The organism is Flavobacterium succinicans, assembly GCF_001662485.1.
Lineage (GTDB): Bacteria > Bacteroidota > Bacteroidia > Flavobacteriales > Flavobacteriaceae > Flavobacterium > Flavobacterium succinicans_A.
Genome location: NZ_JMTM01000004.1, coordinates 90990 through 114122, shown reverse-complemented (window position 1 = coordinate 114122; position 23133 = coordinate 90990). Strand labels below are relative to the sequence as shown.

General features: G+C 35.9%; 21 protein-coding genes. 13 read left to right on the top strand and 8 right to left on the bottom strand.

The features are described 5' to 3' along the window. Nucleotides 1–23 precede the first annotated feature (23 nt). Nucleotides 24–611 carry a glutathione peroxidase gene (locus FLB_RS00530; RefSeq protein WP_064714027.1) on the bottom strand — a complete coding sequence of 196 codons (588 nt, stop codon included), beginning with the start codon at nucleotides 609–611 and terminating at the stop codon, nucleotides 24–26. A gap of 141 nt (nucleotides 612–752) precedes the next feature. Next, entirely contained in the window at nucleotides 753–3944 is a 3192-nt protein-coding gene (gene ccsA / locus FLB_RS00525; protein WP_064714005.1) for a cytochrome c biogenesis protein, read from the bottom strand. Between the two features lie 201 nt (nucleotides 3945–4145). On the opposite strand from ccsA, the gene FLB_RS00520 reads away from it, so the two are divergent. The 7 genes from FLB_RS00520 (at nucleotide 4146) to FLB_RS14090 (ending at nucleotide 9482) form a co-directional block, all read left to right on the top strand. After that, nucleotides 4146–4907, top strand: coding sequence for a Rossmann-like and DUF2520 domain-containing protein (locus FLB_RS00520; RefSeq protein WP_064714004.1), 762 nt, complete (start codon nucleotides 4146–4148; stop codon nucleotides 4905–4907). Beyond that, on the top strand, nucleotides 4891–5418 hold the full coding sequence (locus FLB_RS00515; protein WP_064714003.1) for a KdsC family phosphatase: 528 nt from the start codon (nucleotides 4891–4893) through the stop codon (nucleotides 5416–5418). Before FLB_RS00520 ends, FLB_RS00515 begins: the two co-directional genes overlap by 17 nt. Before the next feature lie 140 nt (nucleotides 5419–5558). Further along, the gene (locus tag FLB_RS00510; protein ID WP_064714002.1) at nucleotides 5559–6485 is read left to right on the top strand and encodes a geranylgeranylglycerol-phosphate geranylgeranyltransferase; all 927 of its coding nucleotides are present in this window, start codon (nucleotides 5559–5561) and stop codon (nucleotides 6483–6485) included. Beyond that, the gene (locus FLB_RS00505) at nucleotides 6478–7059 is read left to right on the top strand and encodes a Maf-like protein (RefSeq protein ID WP_064714001.1); all 582 of its coding nucleotides are present in this window, start codon (nucleotides 6478–6480) and stop codon (nucleotides 7057–7059) included. The genes FLB_RS00510 and FLB_RS00505 overlap by 8 nt, the downstream gene beginning before the upstream one ends. 11 nt (nucleotides 7060–7070) lie before the next feature. Continuing rightward, complete coding sequence (locus tag FLB_RS00500) at nucleotides 7071–7607, top strand: mechanosensitive ion channel domain-containing protein (protein ID WP_064714026.1); 537 nt, start codon at nucleotides 7071–7073, stop codon at nucleotides 7605–7607. Nucleotides 7608–7650: 43 nt separating this feature from the next. Next, nucleotides 7651–8634, top strand: coding sequence for a hypothetical protein (locus FLB_RS14095; protein ID WP_082923178.1), 984 nt, complete (start codon nucleotides 7651–7653; stop codon nucleotides 8632–8634). Further along, complete coding sequence (locus tag FLB_RS14090) at nucleotides 8592–9482, top strand: hypothetical protein (protein ID WP_082923177.1); 891 nt, start codon at nucleotides 8592–8594, stop codon at nucleotides 9480–9482. The genes FLB_RS14095 and FLB_RS14090 overlap by 43 nt, the downstream gene beginning before the upstream one ends. A gap of 5 nt (nucleotides 9483–9487) precedes the next feature. On the opposite strand, the gene FLB_RS00490 is transcribed toward FLB_RS14090, so the two are convergent. After that, complete coding sequence (locus tag FLB_RS00490) at nucleotides 9488–10531, bottom strand: alpha/beta hydrolase (protein WP_082923176.1); 1044 nt, start codon at nucleotides 10529–10531, stop codon at nucleotides 9488–9490. 70 nt (nucleotides 10532–10601) lie between these two features. Here FLB_RS00490 and FLB_RS00485 point away from each other — a divergent pair, with 70 nt between their 5' ends. The 3 genes from FLB_RS00485 (at nucleotide 10602) to FLB_RS00475 (ending at nucleotide 15436) form a co-directional block, all read left to right on the top strand. Next, a complete protein-coding gene (locus tag FLB_RS00485; protein WP_064714000.1) occupies nucleotides 10602–13133 on the top strand; it encodes a PIG-L family deacetylase in 2532 nt (843 codons plus the stop codon). Between the two features lie 120 nt (nucleotides 13134–13253). Next, nucleotides 13254–14978, top strand: coding sequence for a sodium:solute symporter (locus FLB_RS00480; protein WP_064713999.1), 1725 nt, complete (start codon nucleotides 13254–13256; stop codon nucleotides 14976–14978). Nucleotides 14979–15034: 56 nt separating this feature from the next. Continuing rightward, a complete protein-coding gene (locus FLB_RS00475) occupies nucleotides 15035–15436 on the top strand; it encodes a putative quinol monooxygenase (protein ID WP_064713998.1) in 402 nt (133 codons plus the stop codon). A gap of 80 nt (nucleotides 15437–15516) precedes the next feature. Here FLB_RS00475 and FLB_RS00470 read toward each other — a convergent pair whose 3' ends face one another. The 5 genes from FLB_RS00470 to FLB_RS00450 form a co-directional block, all read right to left on the bottom strand. After that, a complete protein-coding gene (locus FLB_RS00470; RefSeq protein WP_064713997.1) occupies nucleotides 15517–16362 on the bottom strand; it encodes a DUF2911 domain-containing protein in 846 nt (281 codons plus the stop codon). A 58-nt stretch (nucleotides 16363–16420) separates the two neighbouring features. Beyond that, nucleotides 16421–17086, bottom strand: coding sequence for an HAD family hydrolase (locus FLB_RS00465; RefSeq protein ID WP_064713996.1), 666 nt, complete (start codon nucleotides 17084–17086; stop codon nucleotides 16421–16423). Between the two features lie 76 nt (nucleotides 17087–17162). Then, nucleotides 17163–17876, bottom strand: coding sequence for a ThiF family adenylyltransferase (locus tag FLB_RS00460; protein WP_064713995.1), 714 nt, complete (start codon nucleotides 17874–17876; stop codon nucleotides 17163–17165). Between the two features lie 325 nt (nucleotides 17877–18201). Beyond that, nucleotides 18202–18858: a TatD family hydrolase gene (locus FLB_RS00455; protein ID WP_064713994.1), complete on the bottom strand. Its 657-nt coding sequence runs from the start codon at nucleotides 18856–18858 to the stop codon at nucleotides 18202–18204. Then, nucleotides 18859–19461: a DUF1684 domain-containing protein gene (locus FLB_RS00450; RefSeq protein ID WP_064713993.1), complete on the bottom strand. Its 603-nt coding sequence runs from the start codon at nucleotides 19459–19461 to the stop codon at nucleotides 18859–18861. 93 nt (nucleotides 19462–19554) lie between these two features. On the opposite strand from FLB_RS00450, the gene FLB_RS00445 reads away from it, so the two are divergent. The 3 genes from FLB_RS00445 to FLB_RS00435 all read left to right on the top strand — a co-directional run bounded on the left by FLB_RS00445 (nucleotide 19555) and on the right by FLB_RS00435 (nucleotide 23083). Further along, nucleotides 19555–20772: an MDR family MFS transporter gene (locus tag FLB_RS00445; protein ID WP_064714024.1), complete on the top strand. Its 1218-nt coding sequence runs from the start codon at nucleotides 19555–19557 to the stop codon at nucleotides 20770–20772. Nucleotides 20773–20891: 119 nt separating this feature from the next. Beyond that, on the top strand, nucleotides 20892–21248 hold the full coding sequence (locus FLB_RS00440) for a BlaI/MecI/CopY family transcriptional regulator (RefSeq protein ID WP_064713992.1): 357 nt from the start codon (nucleotides 20892–20894) through the stop codon (nucleotides 21246–21248). A 5-nt stretch (nucleotides 21249–21253) separates the two neighbouring features. Then, nucleotides 21254–23083 carry a M56 family metallopeptidase gene (locus FLB_RS00435; RefSeq protein ID WP_064713991.1) on the top strand — a complete coding sequence of 610 codons (1830 nt, stop codon included), beginning with the start codon at nucleotides 21254–21256 and terminating at the stop codon, nucleotides 23081–23083. Nucleotides 23084–23133 lie beyond the last annotated feature (50 nt).

The following is a 23133-nucleotide window of genomic DNA, read 5'->3' as shown; positions in this document are numbered from 1 at the left end:
TAAAACTACTATATAATAACAAACTAACTTTTTATCCAATTTATAATTTTTGGGTCGGTTGGTAAGGTTCTAGGCGAAATAACCTCAACTAACTCCCCTTTTTCATTCAATAAGTATTTTTGGAAATTCCATTCAACTTCAGAATCTTTCAGTCCATTTTTAGCTTTTTGAGTTAAAAACTGGTACACAGCACACATATCACTTCCTTTTACTGAAACTTTGTCCATCATCGGGAAAGTCACCCCATAATTTTGTTGACAGAAGGTAGCAATCTCTTCTTTGGTACCTGGCTCTTGAGAGGCAAAATTATTCGCTGGAAAACCTACAATTACAAATCCCTTGCTGCTGAATTCTTTGTATAAGGCTTCTAAATCTTTGTATTGAGGTGTCAAACCACACTTAGAAGCGGTGTTGACGATCATGATTTTTTTTCCTTTCAACGTAGCGAAATCAAAAGTTTCACCAGATAAATCGGTTACTTTAAATTGATAAATGGTTTCTTTGGCAAGATTGGTAGTCATAACTGTAGAATTAACTTTTGAGGTTTGTGCTTGATTTTGACAACTAAAAAATAGTAATGCTACGCTTACTATGGAAACTAATTTTTTCATCTTATAATTTTTCATAAAAATAACCATTTATTTGTTTCAAAAAAAATCTTGATTAGATCAACAAAAGTTAATCTTTTATCAAAAAAAAAAAAAATCAGCTGATGGTAAAACAGCTGATTTTGAATTTAAATGGGAATAAGGTTATTTTTTATAAAACTTCTTATATTTTGGATAGGTCAAGGCTCCGATGAAGGTAATCGTTCCTAAAGAATACCAAATCCAACTCAAGGATTTTGCTTCACCACTTGCATAAGAATGTAATCCTACCAAGTGGAAATTTACACCGTAATACGTGAATAAAATGGAAAGAAAAGCAAACATACTCATCAAATTAAAAATCCATTTTCCTCTTAACGAAGGAACGAATCGCATGTGAATTACAAAAGCATACACCATTATACTGATCAAAGCCCAAGTTTCTTTTGGATCCCAACCCCAGTAACGTCCCCAACTTTCGTTGGCCCATTGTCCGCCTAAGAAGTTTCCTATGGTTAACATTATCAAACCAATAGTCAATGCCATTTCGTTGATGTACGTCAACTCTTGGATGTTCAAGTCCATTTTTGCTTTATTCTTTTCGTTGGTAAAGAAAATCAACAACAAAGAAACAAATCCTAGAATCATCCCTAGCGCAAACGGTCCATAACTCGCTACAATTACTGCCACGTGTATCATTAACCAATACGAATTCAAAACAGGTTGCAGGTTTGCAATTTCTGGATCAATCCAATTGGCATAAGCGGCAGCTAAAATCATGGCGGTAACAAAGGCTGATGAAGCTACGGTTAATTTTGATTTTCTATCAAAAGCCAATCCAAAAAACATGGTGGCCCATGCGATATAAATAATCGATTCGTAAGCGTTACTCCAAGGTGCGTGCCCAGAAATGTACCATCTCGCAATCAATCCTATTGTATGCACTGCAAATAAAAGCCCAATAAAAACATGGAACCCATTAATTATTATACGCAACGCCTTTCTGTCTTTAAAAATTTGAATGATGGTAAAAATTAACATCATAACTGCTGCAAATAAATACAAATACGGTAATTTTTGAAAGACATCGTATTTGTTATATGCAATTTCTAAGTCGATTTTTTCTTCGGTAGGTCTTACTTTTGCACCGAACTTCTTTTGAAACCCATTGATACTTTCTAGTAATTCATCCGAAGTGTCATAGGATTGGGTCTTGATAGCATTATTCAAGGTGCCAAAATACAGCGGTAAAATGCTTTTGGTATAGGTTGAATCCATTCCTTTTAATCCCGCTTCATTCAATTCAAGAAAAGAGACCCATTTTGAATTTTCATGATTAGGTATAGGGAAAATTTTCAAGATGCGTCCACTCAACGCTGATTCCAGCAAGTTGACTTTTTTATCCGTTTCGATAAAATCTTTTTCAAACTGATTCGGGTTAGCGGCTTTATAGGCAGCATCCAAATAAGGAGACAATTTGTAATTTCCTTTTTCGTCAAAAAACTTGATGAATGGAACTAATTTAGCTTTACTATCAACACCTATAATTTTGCGGATACTATCGTTTTTGGGGGTGATGTAAATCAAAGGTACCTCTAGCCAAATATTCGCAAATTGTGTCATTGACAAAAACACTTGATCCGAGTTCATCCCTTTAAAAGTATCATCGTGACTCACTTTTCGCAACAATTCAGACGAAAACGTATTGATCGGTTTCATCCTTCCGCCGGCATCTTGAATAATCAATCGACCAAATTTAGCCGCGTGTGCTGCTTTGACCGTATTGGTTTTCAAAAGCTTGTCTAATTCCGCTTCGGTTGGCGCTTTTCTAGTATGTATGGCAGATTGCTCAGCCTCATGCCCTTCACCAGGCGCGTGATTATGTCCTTCATGACTTTGTGCAAAACCTTGTAGTCCAAAAAACAACAAGAAGATAGAAAGTAATTTGGCTTTTTTATTCTTTACTATTTCTAATTTTCTTTTCAAATCTCCAAAACGAGAATGTTTGGTAAATAAAATGGCCATCATTGCAAAATATAATAAAAAGTAACCCAAATATGTAATGTTGGTTCCCCAGAAATCATGGTTTACTGAAAGAATAGTTCCTTTTTCATCAGGATCAAAACCCGACTGAAAGAATCGATATTGTTTGTGATCCAACACATGATTCATATAAATACGTGCATCAAAATTTTCTTTACCATCCAAAACAGTTACTTTACTTTCAAAAGCCGAATAACTCTTTTCTGTTCCAGGATATTTGGTCGCGATAAAATCGTTTAGTTTTACTTTGAAAGGTAACAGGTATTCTTTACTTCCGTAGGCGATGGCAAAATCCAATTTACCAATTTTAACCGTTTTAAAATCTCCTGTTTTTCCTTTAGAACCTAAAACGGTGATTTTTTCGGTTTTCCCTTGAGAAGTAATACTCAACTCTAATGCATCTTCATGCGTTTTGGCTTTAAAATCATTATTTGACTCATAAGCGATTACTCCTCTAACGGCTGGCTCAGGAAAAACCAAACGTTTTTCACCAATAGAATAAAGAGAACGCATCATCAAAGGTTGCACCACATCTTTGGCAACACTCCCTTCCAATTTATCCGCCATTCGCATAAAGTTTCCTTCAAATGGGGTTTGAATGGTGTATTCTTTTCCCGTAGTCGTAATATTGATCGCTCCTTCGGTATATTTATTCAAAGCATACAAAACGTTATGAATGTTTTGCACTTCGCCTTCTTTCAAGAAATGTTCTTCTCGCCCACCATCTCCGGCTTCCACAATTTTTAAGTACAAAATTCCTTTAGGATCGGGTTTGATGTATTCTTTGGCTCCCATGATAAAGTTTTCATAATTCACTTCAAAAGGGATTTCGTCAAAATTATCAGCAATAGAAAAATTATTGTTGGTTACTGGAGACAACAACACATTTTTCTCAAACGTACGACGTTTCATTTCTCCTTTGTATTCGCCATCTACGAAAACGGTGACAAACGTTTTATCAGAATAAATACGGTTTTCAGTAGCGCCTTCACGGATCGGCATCATACCCTCGTAACTAATATAACGCGTAATAAATGCCCCAATGATGATAAAAATAAAAGCCAAATGCAGCAATAAAGTTGCCCACTTTTCTTTTTTTAATAACTGATATCTTTTGATGTTTCCGAAGAAATTAATCAAGAAAAACACATGAATGGCTTCGAACCACCAAGCATTATAAATCCAAATTTTGGCCGTATCGGTGTTGTATTTACTTTCGATAAAAGTTCCGGTAGCCATGGCTACTGCATAGGCAATGAACAATATCGCCATCAAACGAGTAGAAAACAAAAAGGAGTAGATTTTTTTATCCATTTAAAAAGGAATTGAATTTTGGTAAAAGTGTAGCAAAAGTACTTAAATATTGTTGATTTGAAACGAACACACTTGTTAATTTAATCTAAAATTAAGCTTACAAATTAACTCCAAAAACGTTTGAAATTGTGCCTCCAAAACCAAAGTCTCCTTCAAAAACAATCCCTTTTATCACTATAAAAAAATCACTATTTTTGCGGGATGATCAAAGTAACACTTATTGGCGCTGGCAATGTAGCACAACATCTTATTTCGACCTTTCTAACCGCAACGGGCATAGAAATCGCGCAAGTGTATTCCAGAAATTCAACAACCGTAATCCCTGGAATTAGTGCAAACAAAATCGTTTCTAATTTTAGCGATTTGAAAGAAGCTGATGTCTATATCATTGCCGTTTCTGACGATGCCATAGCCATTGTTTCATCACAATTGCCTTTCGAAAACCGCTTGGTCGTTCATACCTCAGGAGCTGCTCCTTTAGACGCTTTGAATGACAACAATCGAAAAGGGGTTTTTTATCCCTTGCAAACCTTTACGAAAGGAAAACAGGTAGATTTTAAGAAGATACCCCTGTGTTTAGAAACATTAGAACCTCAGGATTATTTTATAGTAGAGAAAGTGGCAAGAGCTATTTCAGATGATGTTCATGCGATTAATTCCCATCAACGAAAAGCATTGCATGTGGCGGCAGTTTTTGTAAATAACTTTACCAACTATTTATATCAATTAGGTCATGAAATTTGCATAGAAAACCATGTTCCTTTTGATATCCTAAAACCTTTAATTCTGGAAACGGCCGAAAAATTGTTGACATTATCCCCAAAAGAAGCCCAAACAGGACCTGCCAAGCGCCATGATGTTTCTACCATTCAAGCGCATGAATCTTTTTTATCCAATGAAAATCAATCGACTATATATAAAATCTTAACCCAATCTATACAAAATCATGGCAAAAAGTTATAAAGAAATAATGAATGATATTACTACGTTTGTGTTTGACGTTGATGGCGTACTTACTGATGGCTCTGTATTTGTAAACACCACAGGCGAAATGCTAAGAACGATGAACATTCGTGATGGCTACGCACTAAAAGCAGCTGTAGACAACGGCTACCATGTTTGTATTATTTCTGGCGGTAGCAATGAAGGCGTTCGAGTGCGCTTGAGAAATTTAGGCATCACCGACATTCATTTAGGTACCCCCGATAAAGTGGCTACCTTTGATGAATATACCGATGTCTATAATATTCTGCCTGAACACGTTTTGTACATGGGAGACGACATTCCTGACTATCACGTGATGCAATTGGTTGGATTACCTACTTGTCCTCAAGATGCAAGTCCAGAAATAAAAGCGATTTCAAAATACATTTCTCATAAAAATGGCGGTAAAGGAGCCGTTAGAGATGTCATAGAACAAGTCATGAAAGTACAAGGAAAATGGATGGAAAGTTTTGATGGGAAACATGATTAAAAGTAAGATGTTAGAAGTGAGATGTTAGAAGTGAGATGTTAGAAGTCAGAAAATAGAAGATAGAAGCTATAAAAAATAATTCTGAAGTTTCGGAATCAAAATCTAATCCAAGATTATAAAACTAAACCCATCCAAAAACAATGAAATACCTTCAATTACTACGTTATCAAAACTTACTTTTATTAGCTTTAATGCAATTGATTTTGCGTTTTGGTTTCTTAAAAGAACAGGATTGTAGCTTGGCTTTATCCAACTTTCAATATGTTTTGTTGGTTTTAGCTACGATTTGTATTGCGGCAGGTGGCTATGTAATTAACGATATTTTTGATCAAGATACCGATGCTATCAACAAACCCGAGCAAGTACTTATTGGCAAAACCATCCAAGAAAGTGTAGCATATAATTTGTATATTGGACTGACCGTAACTGGGGTATGCCTTGGTTTTTATCTTTCAAACGTGATTGACAAACCTAATTTTGCCGGATTGTTTATTTTAATTGCGGCTACACTTTATTTTTATGCTACCACACTAAAACAACTGCTTTTGATTGGGAATATTATTGTCGCTTTATTATTAGCCATAAGCGTATTAATTATAGGCCTTTTTGATTTGCTACCAGTAACTTATGCTGAGAATCAAAGGCAAATGATACCAATTTTCAGCCTATTGATAGACTATGCCGTTTTTGCTTTTCTGTTACATTTTATTCGAGAAATCACGAAAGACGTAGAAGATATTGAAGGCGATCAGCACCAAGGGATGAATACCTTAGCGATTCGTTTAGGTCTTTCGAAAACGACCAAATTACTTGCCGTTTTGAGTCTTATCCCGATTGGGTTACTTCTTAATTATATGTATCGCTATTTTGTTTTGAACGATTTGCAACTGATTACGATTTACAGCCTAATTTTTATCATCGCTCCTTTTTTGTATTTTACCATAAAAATTGCAGCAGCTACAACCAAATCTGAGTTGCATCACTTGAGTACTGTTCTCAAATGGATTGTCTTTTTTGGACTCTTTCTATTACCCCTACTCACCTACAATATTCATCACCATGCTTAAAAATAAACTAGCGCCATATCGTATTATTCTGGCTTCGGGTTCCCCTAGAAGGCAGCAATTTTTTAAAGACTTAGATTTGGATTTCGAAATTCGACTCAAAGAAGTTGAAGAAATTTTTCCCATTACGCTAAAAAGAGAAGAAATTACTAGCTATCTTTCTATCCTTAAGGCCAATGCTTTTGAAGGCGAATTACGGGATAACGAACTCCTGATTACTAGCGACACCATTGTATGGCACCAAAATCGCCCCTTGGGAAAGCCGAAAGATGCTCAGGAGGCCTTCGAAATTTTGCAATCCTTATCAAACAACACCCATGAAGTCATCACATCGGTATGTTTTAAAACAAAACACAAAACAGATGTCATTTCCGAGACCACAAAAGTCACCTTTAATGCCTTGAGTGATGAAGCTATTCGCTATTATTTAGACCATTACCAACCTTTTGACAAAGCAGGAGCTTACGGAATTCAGGAATGGATCGGTTTTGTAGGAGTTTCTAAAATAGAAGGTTCCTATACTAATGTTATGGGAATGCCAACAGACAAAGTGTTTGCGTATCTTAGTCAACTTTAAAATTAATGGATATGAATTTTTTTGATCAATATCTCAAAGAAGAAATCAGTACAGGAATACTTTTATTGCTTGTGTTTCTTATAAGAACCTTGGTTGCTAAACTCGTTAGAAGATATGCTAAAACGAGCGAAATTATTGAGAGAAGAACGAATTTGGTCATCAAATACATTAACATTTTGATTACTATCTTAGCCCTTATCACCATAATTTTAATTTGGGGTGTACAAGCCAAGGATATTTTCATCACCATTTCGTCTATAGCTACGGTGATTGGTGTTGCTATGTTTGCGCAATGGTCCATATTAAGCAATATTACCGCTGGAATTATTTTATTCTTTTCGTTTCCGTTCAAAATTGGTGATGTTATTTTAATCCATGACAAAGAATATCTCGTTGAAGGAGAAATTGAAGATATTGGCGCTTTTCATGTAACCATCCGATCCAAAGAAGGGGAAATGGTAATTTATCCCAATAATTTATTTTTTCAAAAAGGCATTTCAATCCTCAACAAGAGTTCCACCGATACGACTAATGAATTTACAGATTAGGCAAAGTTTATATCATTGAATTAACATAAAAAAAACAGGCAACATGCATCAAAAAAAAGCTTTTACTGTACTAGTCGTTTTGTTTTTTTTATCTCAGTTTGCTTTTTCCCAACAAGAAAAACCAAAGGCAGATAGTGCCAAAATTTATAAAAACATCCAACAGTTTTCACAAAGGAAAAAAGTAACAAGTTTTTTGCACCGCCTGGTCTTTAGACCCATTAAACCCAACCTTCCTGCCAAAAAAGTTTCCAAAATAGATTATCGTCCTTATCAAGGCAAAATAATCCGAAGTATTTCGATCATTACTCTTGATCCTTTTGGGAAAAAAGCACAGCAACTTGAAACAATTACGCCTCAAAAAAAACTCAATACAGTAGAAGAATGGGGAAACAAATTACATATTAAATCCAAAGACTATACGATTCGAAAAGTTTTATTACTTAAAGAAAATGAACCGTTAGATTCGTTATTGGTTAAAGAAAGTCAGCGTTTGATTCGAGCACAACGTTTTGTCAATAGTGTGGCAATCCATATAGAAATTGTAGCCGAAAACACCGATTCAGTAGATGTATTTATTCAAGTTTTGGATTCTTGGAGTTTAATTCCAAATGCCTCTTTTAGCAATACCGAAACCACCCTAAAACTTAAAGAGCGTAATTTTCTTGGTCAAGGTCATGAAATTCGAGGGGAATACACCAATCGTTTCAAAGAAAGTCAAAATGGTCATTTGCTTCAATACACGGTCAACAATTTTCGAAAAACCTTTATCAAATTACAAGCGACCCATCAAAAAGATGTAGACAATAATTATAACCGAAGTTGGGAAGCTTCTAGAATGTTTGTGTCGCCTTTGACCAAATGGGGAGGTGGAATTCTCTATGAACAACGTTTTAAACAGGATAGTTTGGCTGATAAAAAGGTGTTTTTGCGCAACAGCGCTTCAAATTCAATACCGATGATTACTGGCTTGGCCACGCTTTTTCGTTGGATAACGACAATTCAGAAAAAAGCAAAATTACCAACTTGATTGTGGCCGGTCGTTTCTTAAATATCAATTTTTTAGAAAATCCGAGTGTAGCTTATGACAGTGTTGGATTCTATACAGACCAAAAACTGCTACTCCTGAGCGTGGGGATCAACGCCAGAAACTTTGTCCAAGAACGCTATTTGTTCAACAACGGGATTATAGAAGATGTACCTATTGGAAAAACCTATAGTCTAACCACAGGTTATCAGCGAAAAAATCATACCGGGCAGTTGTATTTAGGCACAAGGGCTTCATTTGGAAACTATTACCGTTGGGGATTTTTTAGTATGAATGCCGAGTGGGGCAGTTTTTTTCAGCATTCCAAAACGGTTCAATCCGCTTTTTCATTTCAAGCCAATTATTTTACCAAATTATATGAGATTGGCGATTGGAAAATTAGACAGTTTTTAAAACAACAAGTTGTTTTTGGCAACCACCGATTGGCTGCAACTGGGGATCGACTCACCTTAAATGGTGAATATGGAATCCCTGGATTCAACAATGCTTTATACGGGACAAAAAAAATGGTTTTTAGTGCGCAAACGCAAAGCTATTCTCCATGGAATCTCTGGGGTTTTCGTTTGAATCCGTTTTTTAATTATACCCTTGGAATTATTGGAAATGACAAAAAAACCAAGCTTAAGAATCAAACCTACTCTAGCATTGGATTGGGGTTAATTATCAATAATGATTATTTGGTGTTTAGTTCGTTTCAATTGTCGTTTGCTTATTACCCGACTACCTTTGGCCCTGATGATAAGAATCTTAGAACAAATGCTTTTGAAACCAGTGATTTTGGTTTATTGGATTTTGAATTGAATAAACCTCGAACGGTGATTTATAAATAAACAAATCATTTTATAATTTGTGCCAACCACTCAAACAAAACAAGATATACACGTTCACGAACCCGAAGGGGTGACAAGATCAGATCATGCATACCCCCATGAACTTCGTGTATCTTACGTTTAGGCGCAAGGATCCTTTCTGCACCTGCTTTGATGTCTTTTACATTCAAAATGGCATCTCCTTCAAAAAAAGAAGCCTTCCAATCCTTGCTATAAATCGATTGATTTGAATGCATTACCAAAATTGGGCGAGTTAGAATTATTCCCTTTTTTATTTGGGCATGCCCTTGATATATCGCGTTGATCCATCCTGCATTTAAAGCGGGAACCAAATGCGGTTTCCATGCCAAGTTATAGTCCCACTCTCCTTTCTTTGCACTATGCAAGCTGTGGCCATACCATTCTGAAATCTTTCCAGGAAGTAACACCTCAGGAAAATACTTTCCGAAAAGGGCCACCAGTGGCAGCAGCAAGCGCTTTTGATAGCCTGGCATATTCATAGCATAAAACGGACTATTGCAAAAAATGGCTTCGAATTTTTCTTTCCCGATGCGTTGCGCTGCATATAAAGTCACCAATAAACCACCTGTAGAATGACCCGATAACACCACTTGTTTATTGCCCTCTTGCTCCATTATCTCTAAAGCAGCGTCTAAATCTTCAAAATATTCTATTAAGCTGCGCATGTTATTGCTCTTTTGATGCGGCAAAATAGAACGACCATATTTGCGCAAATCAATCGCATAAAAATGAAAACCTTGTTCATTAAATTTATGAGCCATTTCCGACTGAAAAAAATAATCATTAAAACCATGTACATACAAGACCGCTTTGGTACTAGGCCTACTGCTCTGTCTTCTAATTATTGTTGCCACTACTTTCCCCTCATAATCATCGGGTTGAGCAATAGTCGCATATTCAAATCCATTTCCTAAATAATCTGATTGATATATTATTGTTTTCATAGCATAAATAAGAAGTAACTCTAAAGTAGTAATATTATAAGTAAAAACATCAGTGTAGCTCATAAAATCATAAAAAATCTGCATTAACAAAAATTAACAAAAATTACCAACTCTTAATTACTATTTTTGAAATGTATCCATAACAAAAAATTCTATGCAGCAGTCAATAGTTAAAACGGCCTTCCTTTTATTACTATCCACTACCCTAGCTTTTGCACAAAAACCTACAAAACCTAACTCGGTTGAAATTTACAACCAAATTCAAAAACTTAATTTTCTGGGTTCTGTACTTTATGTAGCGGCTCATCCAGATGATGAAAATACCCGATTGATTTCGTATTTAGCCAACGAAACCAAAGCTAGAACCGCCTATTTGTCGCTAACTCGAGGTGATGGTGGACAAAATCTAATTGGAGCACAATTACGTGAACTGCTTGGAGTTATTCGTACGCAAGAACTTATAGAAGCGCGAAAAATTGATGGCGGAGAGCAACTTTTCTCTAGAGCCAATGATTTTGGTTTCTCCAAAAATCCTACCGAAACTTTAGCCATTTGGGACAAAGAAAAAGTCCTAGCCGATGTAATTTGGGCGATTCGTAAATTCCAACCCGATGTAATCATTAACCGTTTTGACCATCGTTCTCCAGGAACCACTCACGGACATCACACCGCTTCGGCAATGTTGAGTGTAGAAAGTTTTAATCTTACCAATAATCCTTCTGTTTATCCTGAGCAACTTAAATATGTTCAACCTTGGCAAGCCAAACGCCAATTCTTTAATACCTCTTGGTGGTTTTATGGCTCCCAAGAAAAATTTAATGCCGCGGATAAAACCAATCTACTTGCGATGCAAACTGGGGTTTATTATCCAAACCTTGGGAAATCGAATCAAGAAATTGCTGCTTTAAGCAGAAGTTCCCATCAATCACAAGGATTTGGAAGTACAGGAACTCGAGGTGAAGAAAAGGAATATTTAGAATTTTTAAATGGCGAAAGAGTCCCTACAAACGGTTCTCTTTTTGATGGCATTGATACGAGCTGGAATCGTGTCAAAGGCGGAAAAGCTATTGGAGAACTCCTTACTTCGATTAGCAAAGAATTCAATCATAACAACCCTGCGGCTAGCATTCCAAAGCTAGTTAAAGCTTACCAAATGATGTTGCAATTAGACGAAAATCATTGGTCAAAACAAAAAGCAGCCGAAACCAAAAAAATTATTGCAGCCTGCGCTGGATTATACCTAGAAGCCGTTGCTCCAACACAAGAAACGACACCTGGAAGTAGTTTAAAATTAAAAATAGAAGCCATCAATCGTTCTGCAATTCCGATGGTTTTAAAAAGTGTGACTACATTGCCCAACCAAATCTCAACGGTACAGAATACACCTTTACAATCCAACAAATTACTCAACTTTGCCCTTGATTTGCAACTACCAGAAACAATTGCTTACACGCAACCCTATTGGTTGGCAGAGGAAGCTACTGTGGGCATGTACAACGTGAGCAATCCTACTGAAATTGGACTTCCCGAAAAAGAAAGAGACGCAAAAGTGGTGTTTACTGTAAGTATTGAAGGCGTTGAAATTCCCTTTGAACGTACTGTAGTTTACAAATACAATGACGATGTAAAAGGCGAAATGTACAATTTCTTGGATATCGTTCCCGAAGCCACCTCAACGTTTACTGAAAAAGTTTTGTTGTTTACCAATGAAAAAAGTAAAACCGTTGGCGTGAAAGTCAAAGCTGGTAAAGATGCGGTTAAAGGAATCGTTCAGTTGGAATTAGGAAAAGATTGGAAAATAAATCCCGCTTTTATTGAAGTCGATTTGGATAAAAAAGGAAGCGAAAAAACCGTTTATTTTACCGTAATTCCACCTAAAAAAAATCAAGAAATTGTAGCCAAAAGCATCGTGGTTATTGGTAACAAACAATTCAACAAAAGCCAAATCACTATCGATTTTAATCATATTACCAAGCAACAGGTTCTAAAAAACGCTGAGGCTAAGTTCTTACGTGTAGATTTGAAAACCAATAATGAAAAAATAGCTTACATTATGGGCGCTGGTGATGAAGTTCCTGCAAGCTTAGAGCAAATGGGGTATCAAGTCACAATTTTGAAACCCGAAGAAATTACTCCTGAGCATTTGGCTACCTTTGATGTGGTGATGACTGGGGTTCGAGCTTACAATACCGTTCAGGCTTTGGCTAATAAACAAGCGCTTTTATTTGAATTTGTCAAAGAAGGTAAAACTATGATTGTACAATATAACACCACCGATGATTTGGTGACCCCTAACCTAGCTCCTTATCCGCTAAAAGTTTCTCGTGATCGCGTAACCGAAGAAGCTGCCGAAGTTCGTTTCCTAGCTCCTAATCATCCGATTTTGAATTATCCTAATAAGATTACTGCTAATGATTTCAAAGGTTGGAAACAAGAACAAGGGTTGTATTACCCCAATACTTTTGATCCCGCCTTTACACCTATCTTGTCTACTAATGACAAAGGCGAAACACCAAAAAACGGCGCTTTGTTAGTAGCTCCTTACGGAAAAGGCAATTATATTTACACAGGATTAAGCTTTTTTAGAGAACTACCCGAAGGCGTTCTTGGTGCTTTTAAATTGATGGCCAATACCATTTCTGTAAAATCAGAAACTAAAATGCCTGCTCCAAAAATTAACAACTAACCCCGCACTATGGAACCCAATAAAGAAAAAATTTGGAAAAAGGACTACACCTATGTATTGGTGGCCAATATTGTCTACATATTGATTTTTTGTCTCATCATGAATTTATACGCCTAACTCATGCAACTATTTGATTGGATTATTTTATTGTCTACCCTTTTATTCATCGTCATATATGGCGTATGGAAAACCAAAGGAAGCAAGAACGTTGAAGATTTCATTTTAGGGAATAACGAAACGCCTTGGCATGTGGTAGGGCTTTCGGTCATGGCAACACAGGCAAGTGCTATTACTTTCTTATCCACTCCTGGGCAAGCGTATCATGATGGTATGGGATTCGTGCAATTCTATTTTGGGTTACCCATTGCAATGGTATTAATATGTGTGACCTTCATTCCTATATATCATAAATACAAAGTCTATACAGCCTACGAATATTTAGAAAAACGATTTGATTTAAAAACACGTTCCTTAGCGGCAGTTTTGTTCTTAGTACAACGCGGATTAGGTACGGGATTAACCATCTATGCACCTGCTATTATTTTATCGGCTATATTGGGTTGGAATTTGACCTATATGAACATTTTCATCGGAATTTCGGTGATTATTTATACTTTTTCTGGAGGAACCAAAGCCGTAAACGTGACGCAGAAACAACAGATGTTTGTCATTATGTTAGGAATGTTCAGTACCTTTTTCTTGATTTTACACTATTTACCCAACGATATGACTTTTTCTAGTGCCTTGCATATTGCGGGAGCTAATGACAAAATGAACATCGTAGATTTCTCTTTTGACCCAGAGCAAAAGTATACGTTTTGGAGTGGAATTACAGGAGGCTTTTTCTTGGCTTTAGCTTATTTTGGAACTGACCAATCACAAGTAGGACGTTATTTGTCTGGAAAATCGGTTCGAGAAAGTCAGATGGGATTAATTATGAATGGGTTACTCAAAGTGCCCATGCAATTCTTTATTTTATTGACTGGTGTAATGGTTTTCGTCTTTTTTCAATTCAACCCTGTTCCGCTTAACTTCAATCCGAATAACAAAACGGTGATTGAAAATTCGAAATACAAAAAAGAATATCAAGCCTTAGAAAACAAGCTCAATGCTTTGTCGGAAGATAAAAAAGTCATCAATTTATTGTACATCGATCAACTGAATCAGGATTATGACAATCCCACTTTGAGAAAGGAATTGGTAGCTTTATCTAATAAAGAAAAAGATTTACGCGACCGAGCCAAGGACATTATTACCAAAGCCGACCCCGATAGCGAAACGAATGATAAAGATTATGTCTTTTTCCATTTTGTACTCAACTATCTTCCCAAAGGTTTAATTGGTTTGTTATTAGCGGTTATTCTTTCAGCAGCTATGTCTTCGACTGCTTCTGGATTGAGTGCTTTGGCTTCAACTACGGCAATTGACATTTACAAACGTAATCTCAAAACCGAAAAATCAGAGACCCATTATTTGAATGCAACGAAGTTTTTCACTTTGATGTGGGGCGTAATTGCTATTCTATTTGCTTGCATTGGTACCTTATTCGAGAACTTAATTCAATTAGTAAACATTATTGGTTCTATATTTTACGGGACAGTGTTGGGTATCTTTTTGGTTGGTTTTTATCTGAAAAAAGTACAATCACAAGCCGTGTTCTATAGTGCAGTGATTAGTCAAGTTACCATTTTTATCATTTATTATTTTGCCATTTACATCTATCCAAGCGACGAAGAAAAATTAGGGTATCTGTGGTTGAATTTTATTGGTGCGCTATTAACTATTGTACTATCTATTTTGATTCAAATGTTGTGCAAAAAGAAAATAGCCTTTGAGGCTGAATAACTAAATGATATAAAATCATTGAAAGCTATACTTTTTATAAACTAAATTCCCTACAGATGAAAGCTATCATAAAAAGGAAACTATTAGTAATAAGCATAGTCGTACTGTTTTTGGCTATGGCTGAAAATATTAGCGCCCAAGAAAAAAAGCAAATGGTTCGAATAGCAAAAATAAAAGTGAACCCAATATATCTTGATGCTTATAACAAAGCCTTAAAAGAACAAATGAATACCGCTATTCAACTTGAGCCAGGTGTACTTACTTACTACGCAGTTGCTGATAAAAAAACACCAACAAGCATTACCATATTAGAAATATACGCTGATACAATTGCTTATCAATCTCATATTGAAACCGTTCATTTTAAAAAGTATAAAACTACTGTAAAAGATATGGTACAATCGTTAGAACTCGTAGATGTTGACCTTATTGCAGCAGCAGTAAAAGATAAGAAATGAATTTTTACAGCAACTTTAAAAGCAAAAAAATCCCGTTCTATCTTCAAGAACGGGATTTTTTATAAGATAACAATTGCAGCTTATTTTTTACTCCACTCTGCAATACTGTCTTTATTCATTTTTACATAATCTTGATTTTTAGCAGCCTCAGCTGCTGCAAGAGATTGTTTTGCTGTTTCGATAGCCCCAGCTTTGTCTCCTTGTTTGGCTTGAATCAAGGATTTCAAACGCAAGAACCAAAATGGTTTTTCTGGGCTTAATTCTAAAGCTTTGTCAACATAAGTTCTTGATTTTACTATATCTCCATTCGCTTGGAATAAATATTGTGCAGATGAAAAATAATCATTAGCTGTTGGACCCGCTAATACTTTTTCAATACTTGCCGTAGCTATTTTTTGAGTAGGTACTTCAAATTTCATAGAAACAGAAGAATTTTCCCAAGCCATATCCAAATGACCTGAATTCAAATCTAGATTATTGATTCCGATAGTGAAAGATTCCACTGCTTTTGGCAAAGCCTCTTCTTTTACAGTAGTTCTCAAAGCCACATTCGTTTCTTTGAATTCTTCTGGTAATCCCCAATTATCGGTAGTGGAATAGAAAATGATCTCCCAACTCTCAATTTTTGGAATGGTGTACAAAGCATATTTCCCTTTTTTCAAAGTTTTACCATCAATTACTACATCATCTGAAAATGAAATGGTAGTATTGGCATTTGCCCCAGTTCTCCAAAGCTTTCCAAAAGGAACTAAATTCCCAAAAACAGGTCTTCCTTTGGCTGCTGGTCTTGAATACACCACTTCTACATCCGTTAAACCCACTGTTTGCATAATGGTTGCTTTCGGACTAGGAGCTGGTGTTTTTACTTGTGCTTCGATAGTGAAATTGGCAATAAAAATCGCTAAAGCAAGAATAATTTTTTTCATATGTGTTTATTAAGTTAGTGGCTCAAATTTACAAATAAGATTCAGATATTTTCACCAATTACTTGTAAAAACCCAATTTTGAAACCGTTTTCGCGTTCAATTCATTAAAATCTTGAATAATACAATCAGCGGTTGCTAAATTTTGGTCTTTGGAATGAAAACTCTGGTACCCTACACAAAAAATTCCAGCGGCATTCGCTGCTTTTACTCCATTGGTACTGTCTTCGATCACCATACAATTTTCTTTTGGAGCTTTTGATAAACTGGCCGCGTGCTCAAAAATAGCTGGATGCGGTTTGGATTGTGGAAAATCTTCACCACTAACAATATGAGAGAAATATTGATGCAAATTGAAACGAGTAAACACCCTATCAATCGTAACTTTTGAAGCTGAGGAAGCAACAATTAATTGCTTTTCATTTTGGTGAAGATCTTTGATTAAATTTTCAACACCGGCCAACAATTCCAAATCTTCTTTGGTATCGAAAGCATCATTAAAAAGGTTCCGCTTACGTTGGATCAAATCCTCTACTTCATGGAATAAACCAAATTCATTTTTTAAAAACTGAAAAGTATTACGTGTTGAAAAACCTGTAAAAGAAGTATACATTTCCTCGGGAACGGTAATATTTAATTCATCAAATAATTGGTAATAGGCATAACGATGAACAGGTTCTGTGTCTACAATTACCCCATCCATATCAAAAATCACAGTTTGTATCATATTTTTTTTAAGTTGCTAAGTAGCTAAGAAGCTAAGTTTCTGAGTCGCTTGTTTGTATTGAACTAATTACTAAGGACTAATTCTTCAGTAAATAACGAATTACAGTTTCGGCGGCATGGAGGCCAAAAAGACCTGGCATATAGCTGTTAGTTCCGTAAAATGATTTTTTAAAATTGGAGCCATCTGTTAATTTCAAACTCGTAGGATCTTGAATTTCTGAAGAAAACACCACTTTCAATTTGAATAAATTATGTTCTTTCAAACGTCTTTTGATGGTACGAGCAAAACTACAATTGATGGTTTTAGAAATATCAGCCACTTTTACTTTTGAAGCTTCCATTTTGCCACCGGCTCCCATACTGCTGATGATTTTTACTCTATATCTTTTGGCTCCTAATATTAAATTTATTTTTGGGGTAACGCTATCAATACAATCTAAAACATAGTCATAGTCATTGTTTACAATTTCGAAGGCTCTCTCTGGTGATAGAAACTCTTGCACTCGGGTAAGGTTAAGTGCTGGATTGATGTCCATTAATCGGTCGCCGACCACGGTTACTTTGGGTTGCCCTACAGTGGAATGTAAAGCTGGTAACTGACGATTGATATTGGTAATATCTACCACATCGCCATCGACAATGGTCATAGTTCCTACGCCAGCTCTAGCCAAAAACTCGGCGGCAAACGAGCCTACTCCTCCTAGTCCTACGACTAATACCTTAGCGTTTTGTAATTTTTGTAATCCTTCGGGTTTAAATAAAAGCTCGGCTCTTTCGGTCCACTCTGCCATATTCTTTGTTTAAAGTTATTCTTTGTTATTTGATTATTTTATAAACATTTGAGTCATTTTAGTTTTTACTACTTATTATTTTAAGCACAGTGAAAGTGCATAAAAGTTAAACTTTCAATGACTGATATGTTTCTTTATTTTTATTTGAATCTATTTTTATTTTTTTAAATGTTTCCAAAAAATCACCAATCTTGCCTTCTAGCCCCGGTAGGAGCGGCATCCTTTGCTTTTTTTCTTTAAAAAAGCAAAGATATAGCGGATAACGGGACTTTGCTGGCTAAAATGCCTATTTTTTCTGCTCCTAAAAAATCATTTTATTCTAAAATCAATCGAGAGTTAGTCCAAAAACTCGCTTTATGTTTGCGTTGATTTGCTGCTGAATGGCTTTGACAGTTGTGTTTTTGTATTGGGCGGCCAAAACGTAGACTTCTTCTATCTCGTTTTCGATGGTATCGGTTTCTAAAAAAAAACGATCGTCTGGCACTTTTTGAAAAACACTTTTCAAGGCTGGATTTTGAACCAAATACTTCCCAAAAGATAGATAAAATCCATTGTTGAGTAACGATTGCGCCACGGTTTCGTTCTTTGAGAATCCGTGAATTAGTAATGGAACGCTGATTTTTAGCTTTTTACTACAAGCAATTACTTCCTGATAGGCCGCCACACAATGAATCACCACGGGTTTGTTGTACTTTTGCGCTAGCTGCAATTGTTGCTCAAAAACGGATTGTTGTACGTCCAGCGGAATGGCAATTCGTTTGTCTAAACCGCACTCTCCCAAAGCCAAACAATTGGGGTCTTGGAGTTGTTGTTCGATGATTTCTAAATCGCTTGCTATCCGTTCCTCCACAATATACCAAGGATGAATGCCTATGGAATAATAGGGAAAAGAGTCCCTAAACTCATTAGGATACTGATTGACCAACTCGATTCGGTTGGGATTTTGGGTGGCTTTGTGCGTATGTAAATTGAAATACTTCATTTAGTCGTGAAACTTTTTTACTCCCGCATTTATGGCTACTGGCAAATCATTTTCAAGCGGTACTTTCGGACAAGAATACTTGTGATTGTAGGCGCAATAAGGATTGTAAGCCGTATTGAAATCGATAAAAATGGTATCGCTTGTTGGGATTTTCAAATCGATGTAGCGTCCGCCGATGTAACTTTCTTTGCCACAAGTCAGGTCAGAAAAAGGTAAAAACAAGTAGTCTACATATTCTTTCTTTTTGGAAAGTTCGATGTTTTGATAAATATTGAGCACTACATCTTTCCCATCGATTTTGAAATGGGCTTCTCCGAATTTAACATACAAAGGTTTTCTTGTCGTAGAGGTTTTCATTTCGAACACCTTTTCATTCGGTGTGCGAACGAAACGAGCTTCCATTTGCAAGTTGGGATTGTAAGGAAAAAAATCCAAGCTTTTGAAAACGGCTAAATCCTCTTTGAGCAAAGGACTTTTTTCAGGGGAAGCATATTCTGCATTGAGTCCTTTTTGGAATTTTTCGACCATTTCAAAGCCTTTTTGAGTTTGTCCGAAAGTCCAATTACAGAAAATAATCATCAATACAAGCAGTGCTTTTTTCATCTTTAATTCGTTTTTGGCAAAAATAACTTAAAGTTATCAGCCAGCAAAGTGCTTCCGATCAAAGTTAGTACCTTTGGCAAAACGAAAAAAAAGATGCTGACCACTGCCATTCAACGCTATTTTGATAATTACCGAGGTTTTTCGAGAGAAATTTGGATCCTTACTTTGATGACTTTTATCAATCGAGCTGGAACGATGGTGTTGCCTTTTTTGTCCAAATACTTGAAAGAAGACCTTGGTTTTTCGTTTGGTCAGGTCGGTTGGATTATGGTCTGTTTTGGTTTGGGCTCTATGCTTGGTTCTTGGCTAGGGGGCAAATTATCTGACAAAATAGGCTTTTATAAAATCATGCTTTTCAGCTTGTTTACCACAGGTGTTTTGTTCTTTTTTATGCAATATGTGACTTCTTTTTGGGGACTGTGTTTTAGCATGTTTTTTATCATGTCTATAGCCGACATGTTTCGCCCTGCTATGTTTGTCTCCCTCGGTACTTATGCCAAACCTGAGAATAGAACTAGAGCTTTGACGTTAGTTCGTTTGGCTGTAAATCTAGGACTTGCCGCTGGCCCTGCGCTAGGTGGCTTAATTATTATGGGAATGGGCTATCAAGGGCTGTTTTGGGTGGATGGCGCTTCGAGTATTATTGCTATTTTGATATTTGGACTGATGGTAAAAGAGAAAAAAACGACTATCGATCATGAAAAAATGAAAGAAATCAATGCTACCCGTGTTTCCGTATTTAAGGATACCATCTTTTGGGTTTTCTTGTTTGTATGTTTCATTACAGCCGTTTTATTTTTTCAATTGTTTACTACTTTGCCCCTGTATCATAAGGAACAATTTGGATTGACTGAATTTCAAAGCGGATTACTATTGTCTTTGAACGGGTTGATCATCTTTTTTCTTGAAATGCCTATCGTAAGTGTCGCCCAACGAAAAAATGTGAACAAGCTCAAAATCATTCTTTGGGGTTCTATATGTATGTCCATCAGTTTCTTGGTATTGTTGTTTCAATTTTGGGTAGGTTTTTTAGTACTCAGTTTATTGTTGATCACTTTTGGTGAAATGTTCATTTTTCCTTTTTCGAATTCATTTGCATTGAGTCGAGCTCCCAAGGGGCACGAAGGTCGTTATATGGCACTTTTTACGATGAGTTTTAGTTTAGCCCATATCGTTAGTTCCAAAACTGGAATGGATATCATCAGTCGATTTGGTTATCAAAACAATTGGATATTCATGAGTATTTTGGGTGGAATCTCGATTATTGGTTGCATTTGCGTGGTACAATTGGTTCGAAAAGAAAACGAATAACTCCTTCTTTTCTTAGATTTTAAATCAAAACTTGTTTTTTAGTTGAATAACTATAAAAATAGTTTGTAAACTAAAAAAATAGTTGTAGGTTTGTTTTGTCATTAACTAAAACAATAGCAATGCAAAAACTAACCAACAAAGAGGAAGAAATTATGCATATTTTATGGAAGCTTAAAAAAGCTTTTGTAAAGGAAATTTTAGCAGAAATCACCGAAGAACAACCCCACTACAATACCCTTTCTACCATTGTCAGAAATTTAGAAGAGAAAGGTTATGTATCGCATACCGCTTTTGGCAACACCCATCAATATTTCCCAGTCGTTAAGATTGAAGACTATCGCAAGAAATTCATGTCGAATGCTATAGAAACATTTTTTGGCAGTTCCTACAAGAATATGGTATCGCAATTTGCGAAAGAAGAAAAAATATCAGCTGAGGAGTTACGAGAAATATTAGCCATGATCGAACAAAAATAAGCGCTATGGAAACCCTCTCTCCCTACTTACTAAAAGCAAGCGGTTTGATTGCTTTATTTTATTTGGCTTACTATTTCTTGTTACGAAAAGAAACTTTCTTCACAGCCAATCGCTTTTTCTTACTCGCTGGATTAGGAACAGCTGTGGTGCTTCCGTTATTTTACATTACAAAAATCGTTTGGGTAACCCCTACTCCACTCACTTTTCCGATTTCAGAACTGCCATTACAACAAGCCGCTCCTGAGGAAACCTTTGAAATAAATTGGTATTTGACTGCCATTGTGATTTATATTGTAGGTTCTGCTTTGTTTTTTATCAAATTCGGAATGGATTATTGGAGTTTGAATCGCGTGTTATATAAAACGAAAGCACAACAACAAGCCGACTTCAAACTGATTGATGTTCAAGAAAAGATAGCGCCATTTTCGTATTTCAACACGATTGTTTTCAATTCTTCTTTGTATTCGCCATCAGAATTGCAAAGTATTTTAGAACACGAAAAAGTACATAGCGAACAGCATCACACCATAGATGTTTTGATTATTCGCTTTTTTAGTATCGTATTTTGGTTCAATCCCTTTATTTGGCTATACCAAAGAGCCATACTACAAAACCTTGAATTCATTGCGGATAGCGAGGCTACTAAACGACTTAACGACAAAAAGGCCTATCAAATGGCACTTGTAAAAATAACAACACACGAAAATTGTGTTGCCCTTACCAATCATTTTTATCAATCATTAATCAAAAAACGAATCGTTATGTTAAACAAAAATCAATCAAAAAAATGGAATTCGTGGAAGTATGTGCTGATACTTCCTGTATTAGTTGCCTTTGTCTTTATTTTCCAAATCAAGGTTTTGGCGCAGGAGAAAACAATAACAAACACCACAACATCCAAATCAACAACAGAGGACATTATTTTGGTCATAGACAAAAATACTTCTGATGCCAAGTTAAAACAAGAAGCACAATTACTGAAAGACCTACACGGCATTAACCTAAAAGTGTCTAAAATTAATCGTAATGCTAATCAAGAAATTACAGGAATCAAAATACAATTTGATGACAATCAAGGAAAGAAAGGAACAAGTCAATTTCGTGGAGACAAACCAATTGACCCTATTACTTTTTCAAAAAGCACAGACAAAAATGGAAAAACTAGTATTGGACTATACACAGGCAAAAACAAACCAAATGCTAAAATCAATAAAAGAATAGTACTGAATTCTTCAGACGACGAAAAATCTAACTTTGCTTTTTCTTTTAGTGGTGACGAAGATGATTTAACTCCACCTGATGTACCAAGTATTCCTGATGCAGAAGATGCCCTAGACGCTCCAGATGCTCCAGATGCTCCAAACGTACCAAAAGTTCAAATCCAAAAAAGGGTAATTGTAACCAGAAGTAAAAATGGTGAAAAACCAATAGTGTACATCAATGGAAAAAAAGTGGATGTCAATATGGAAGAATTAAATTCCAAATTAGATCCAAATTCAATCGAAAGAATGGATGTTTACAAAGGAGACGTATCCATTGAAAAATATGGAGATGATGGCAAAAATGGCGTAATCGCAATTACGACTAAAGACGGAAGAACTGAAGTCAATGTTGACAAAATAATCAAAAGAGCTCAAGCAGATGTAGAGCGATCTTTTAACGAAAGAGAAAATATGCAGGCCGAAATGGAACGTGCTAGAAAAGAAATAGAGTTATCAAAAATTGAAATGCAAAAAGCAAAAGCCGAAATTGAAAAAGCCAAACAAGAGATCCTAAAAGCAAAAAAAGAAATAGAAAAAGCTAAAGCTGAAAGCCAAAAAAAGCAAAAAATCTAACAAAATCATGCTATTCTTCATCAATGAGCTCGAAAATATCGGGCTCATTT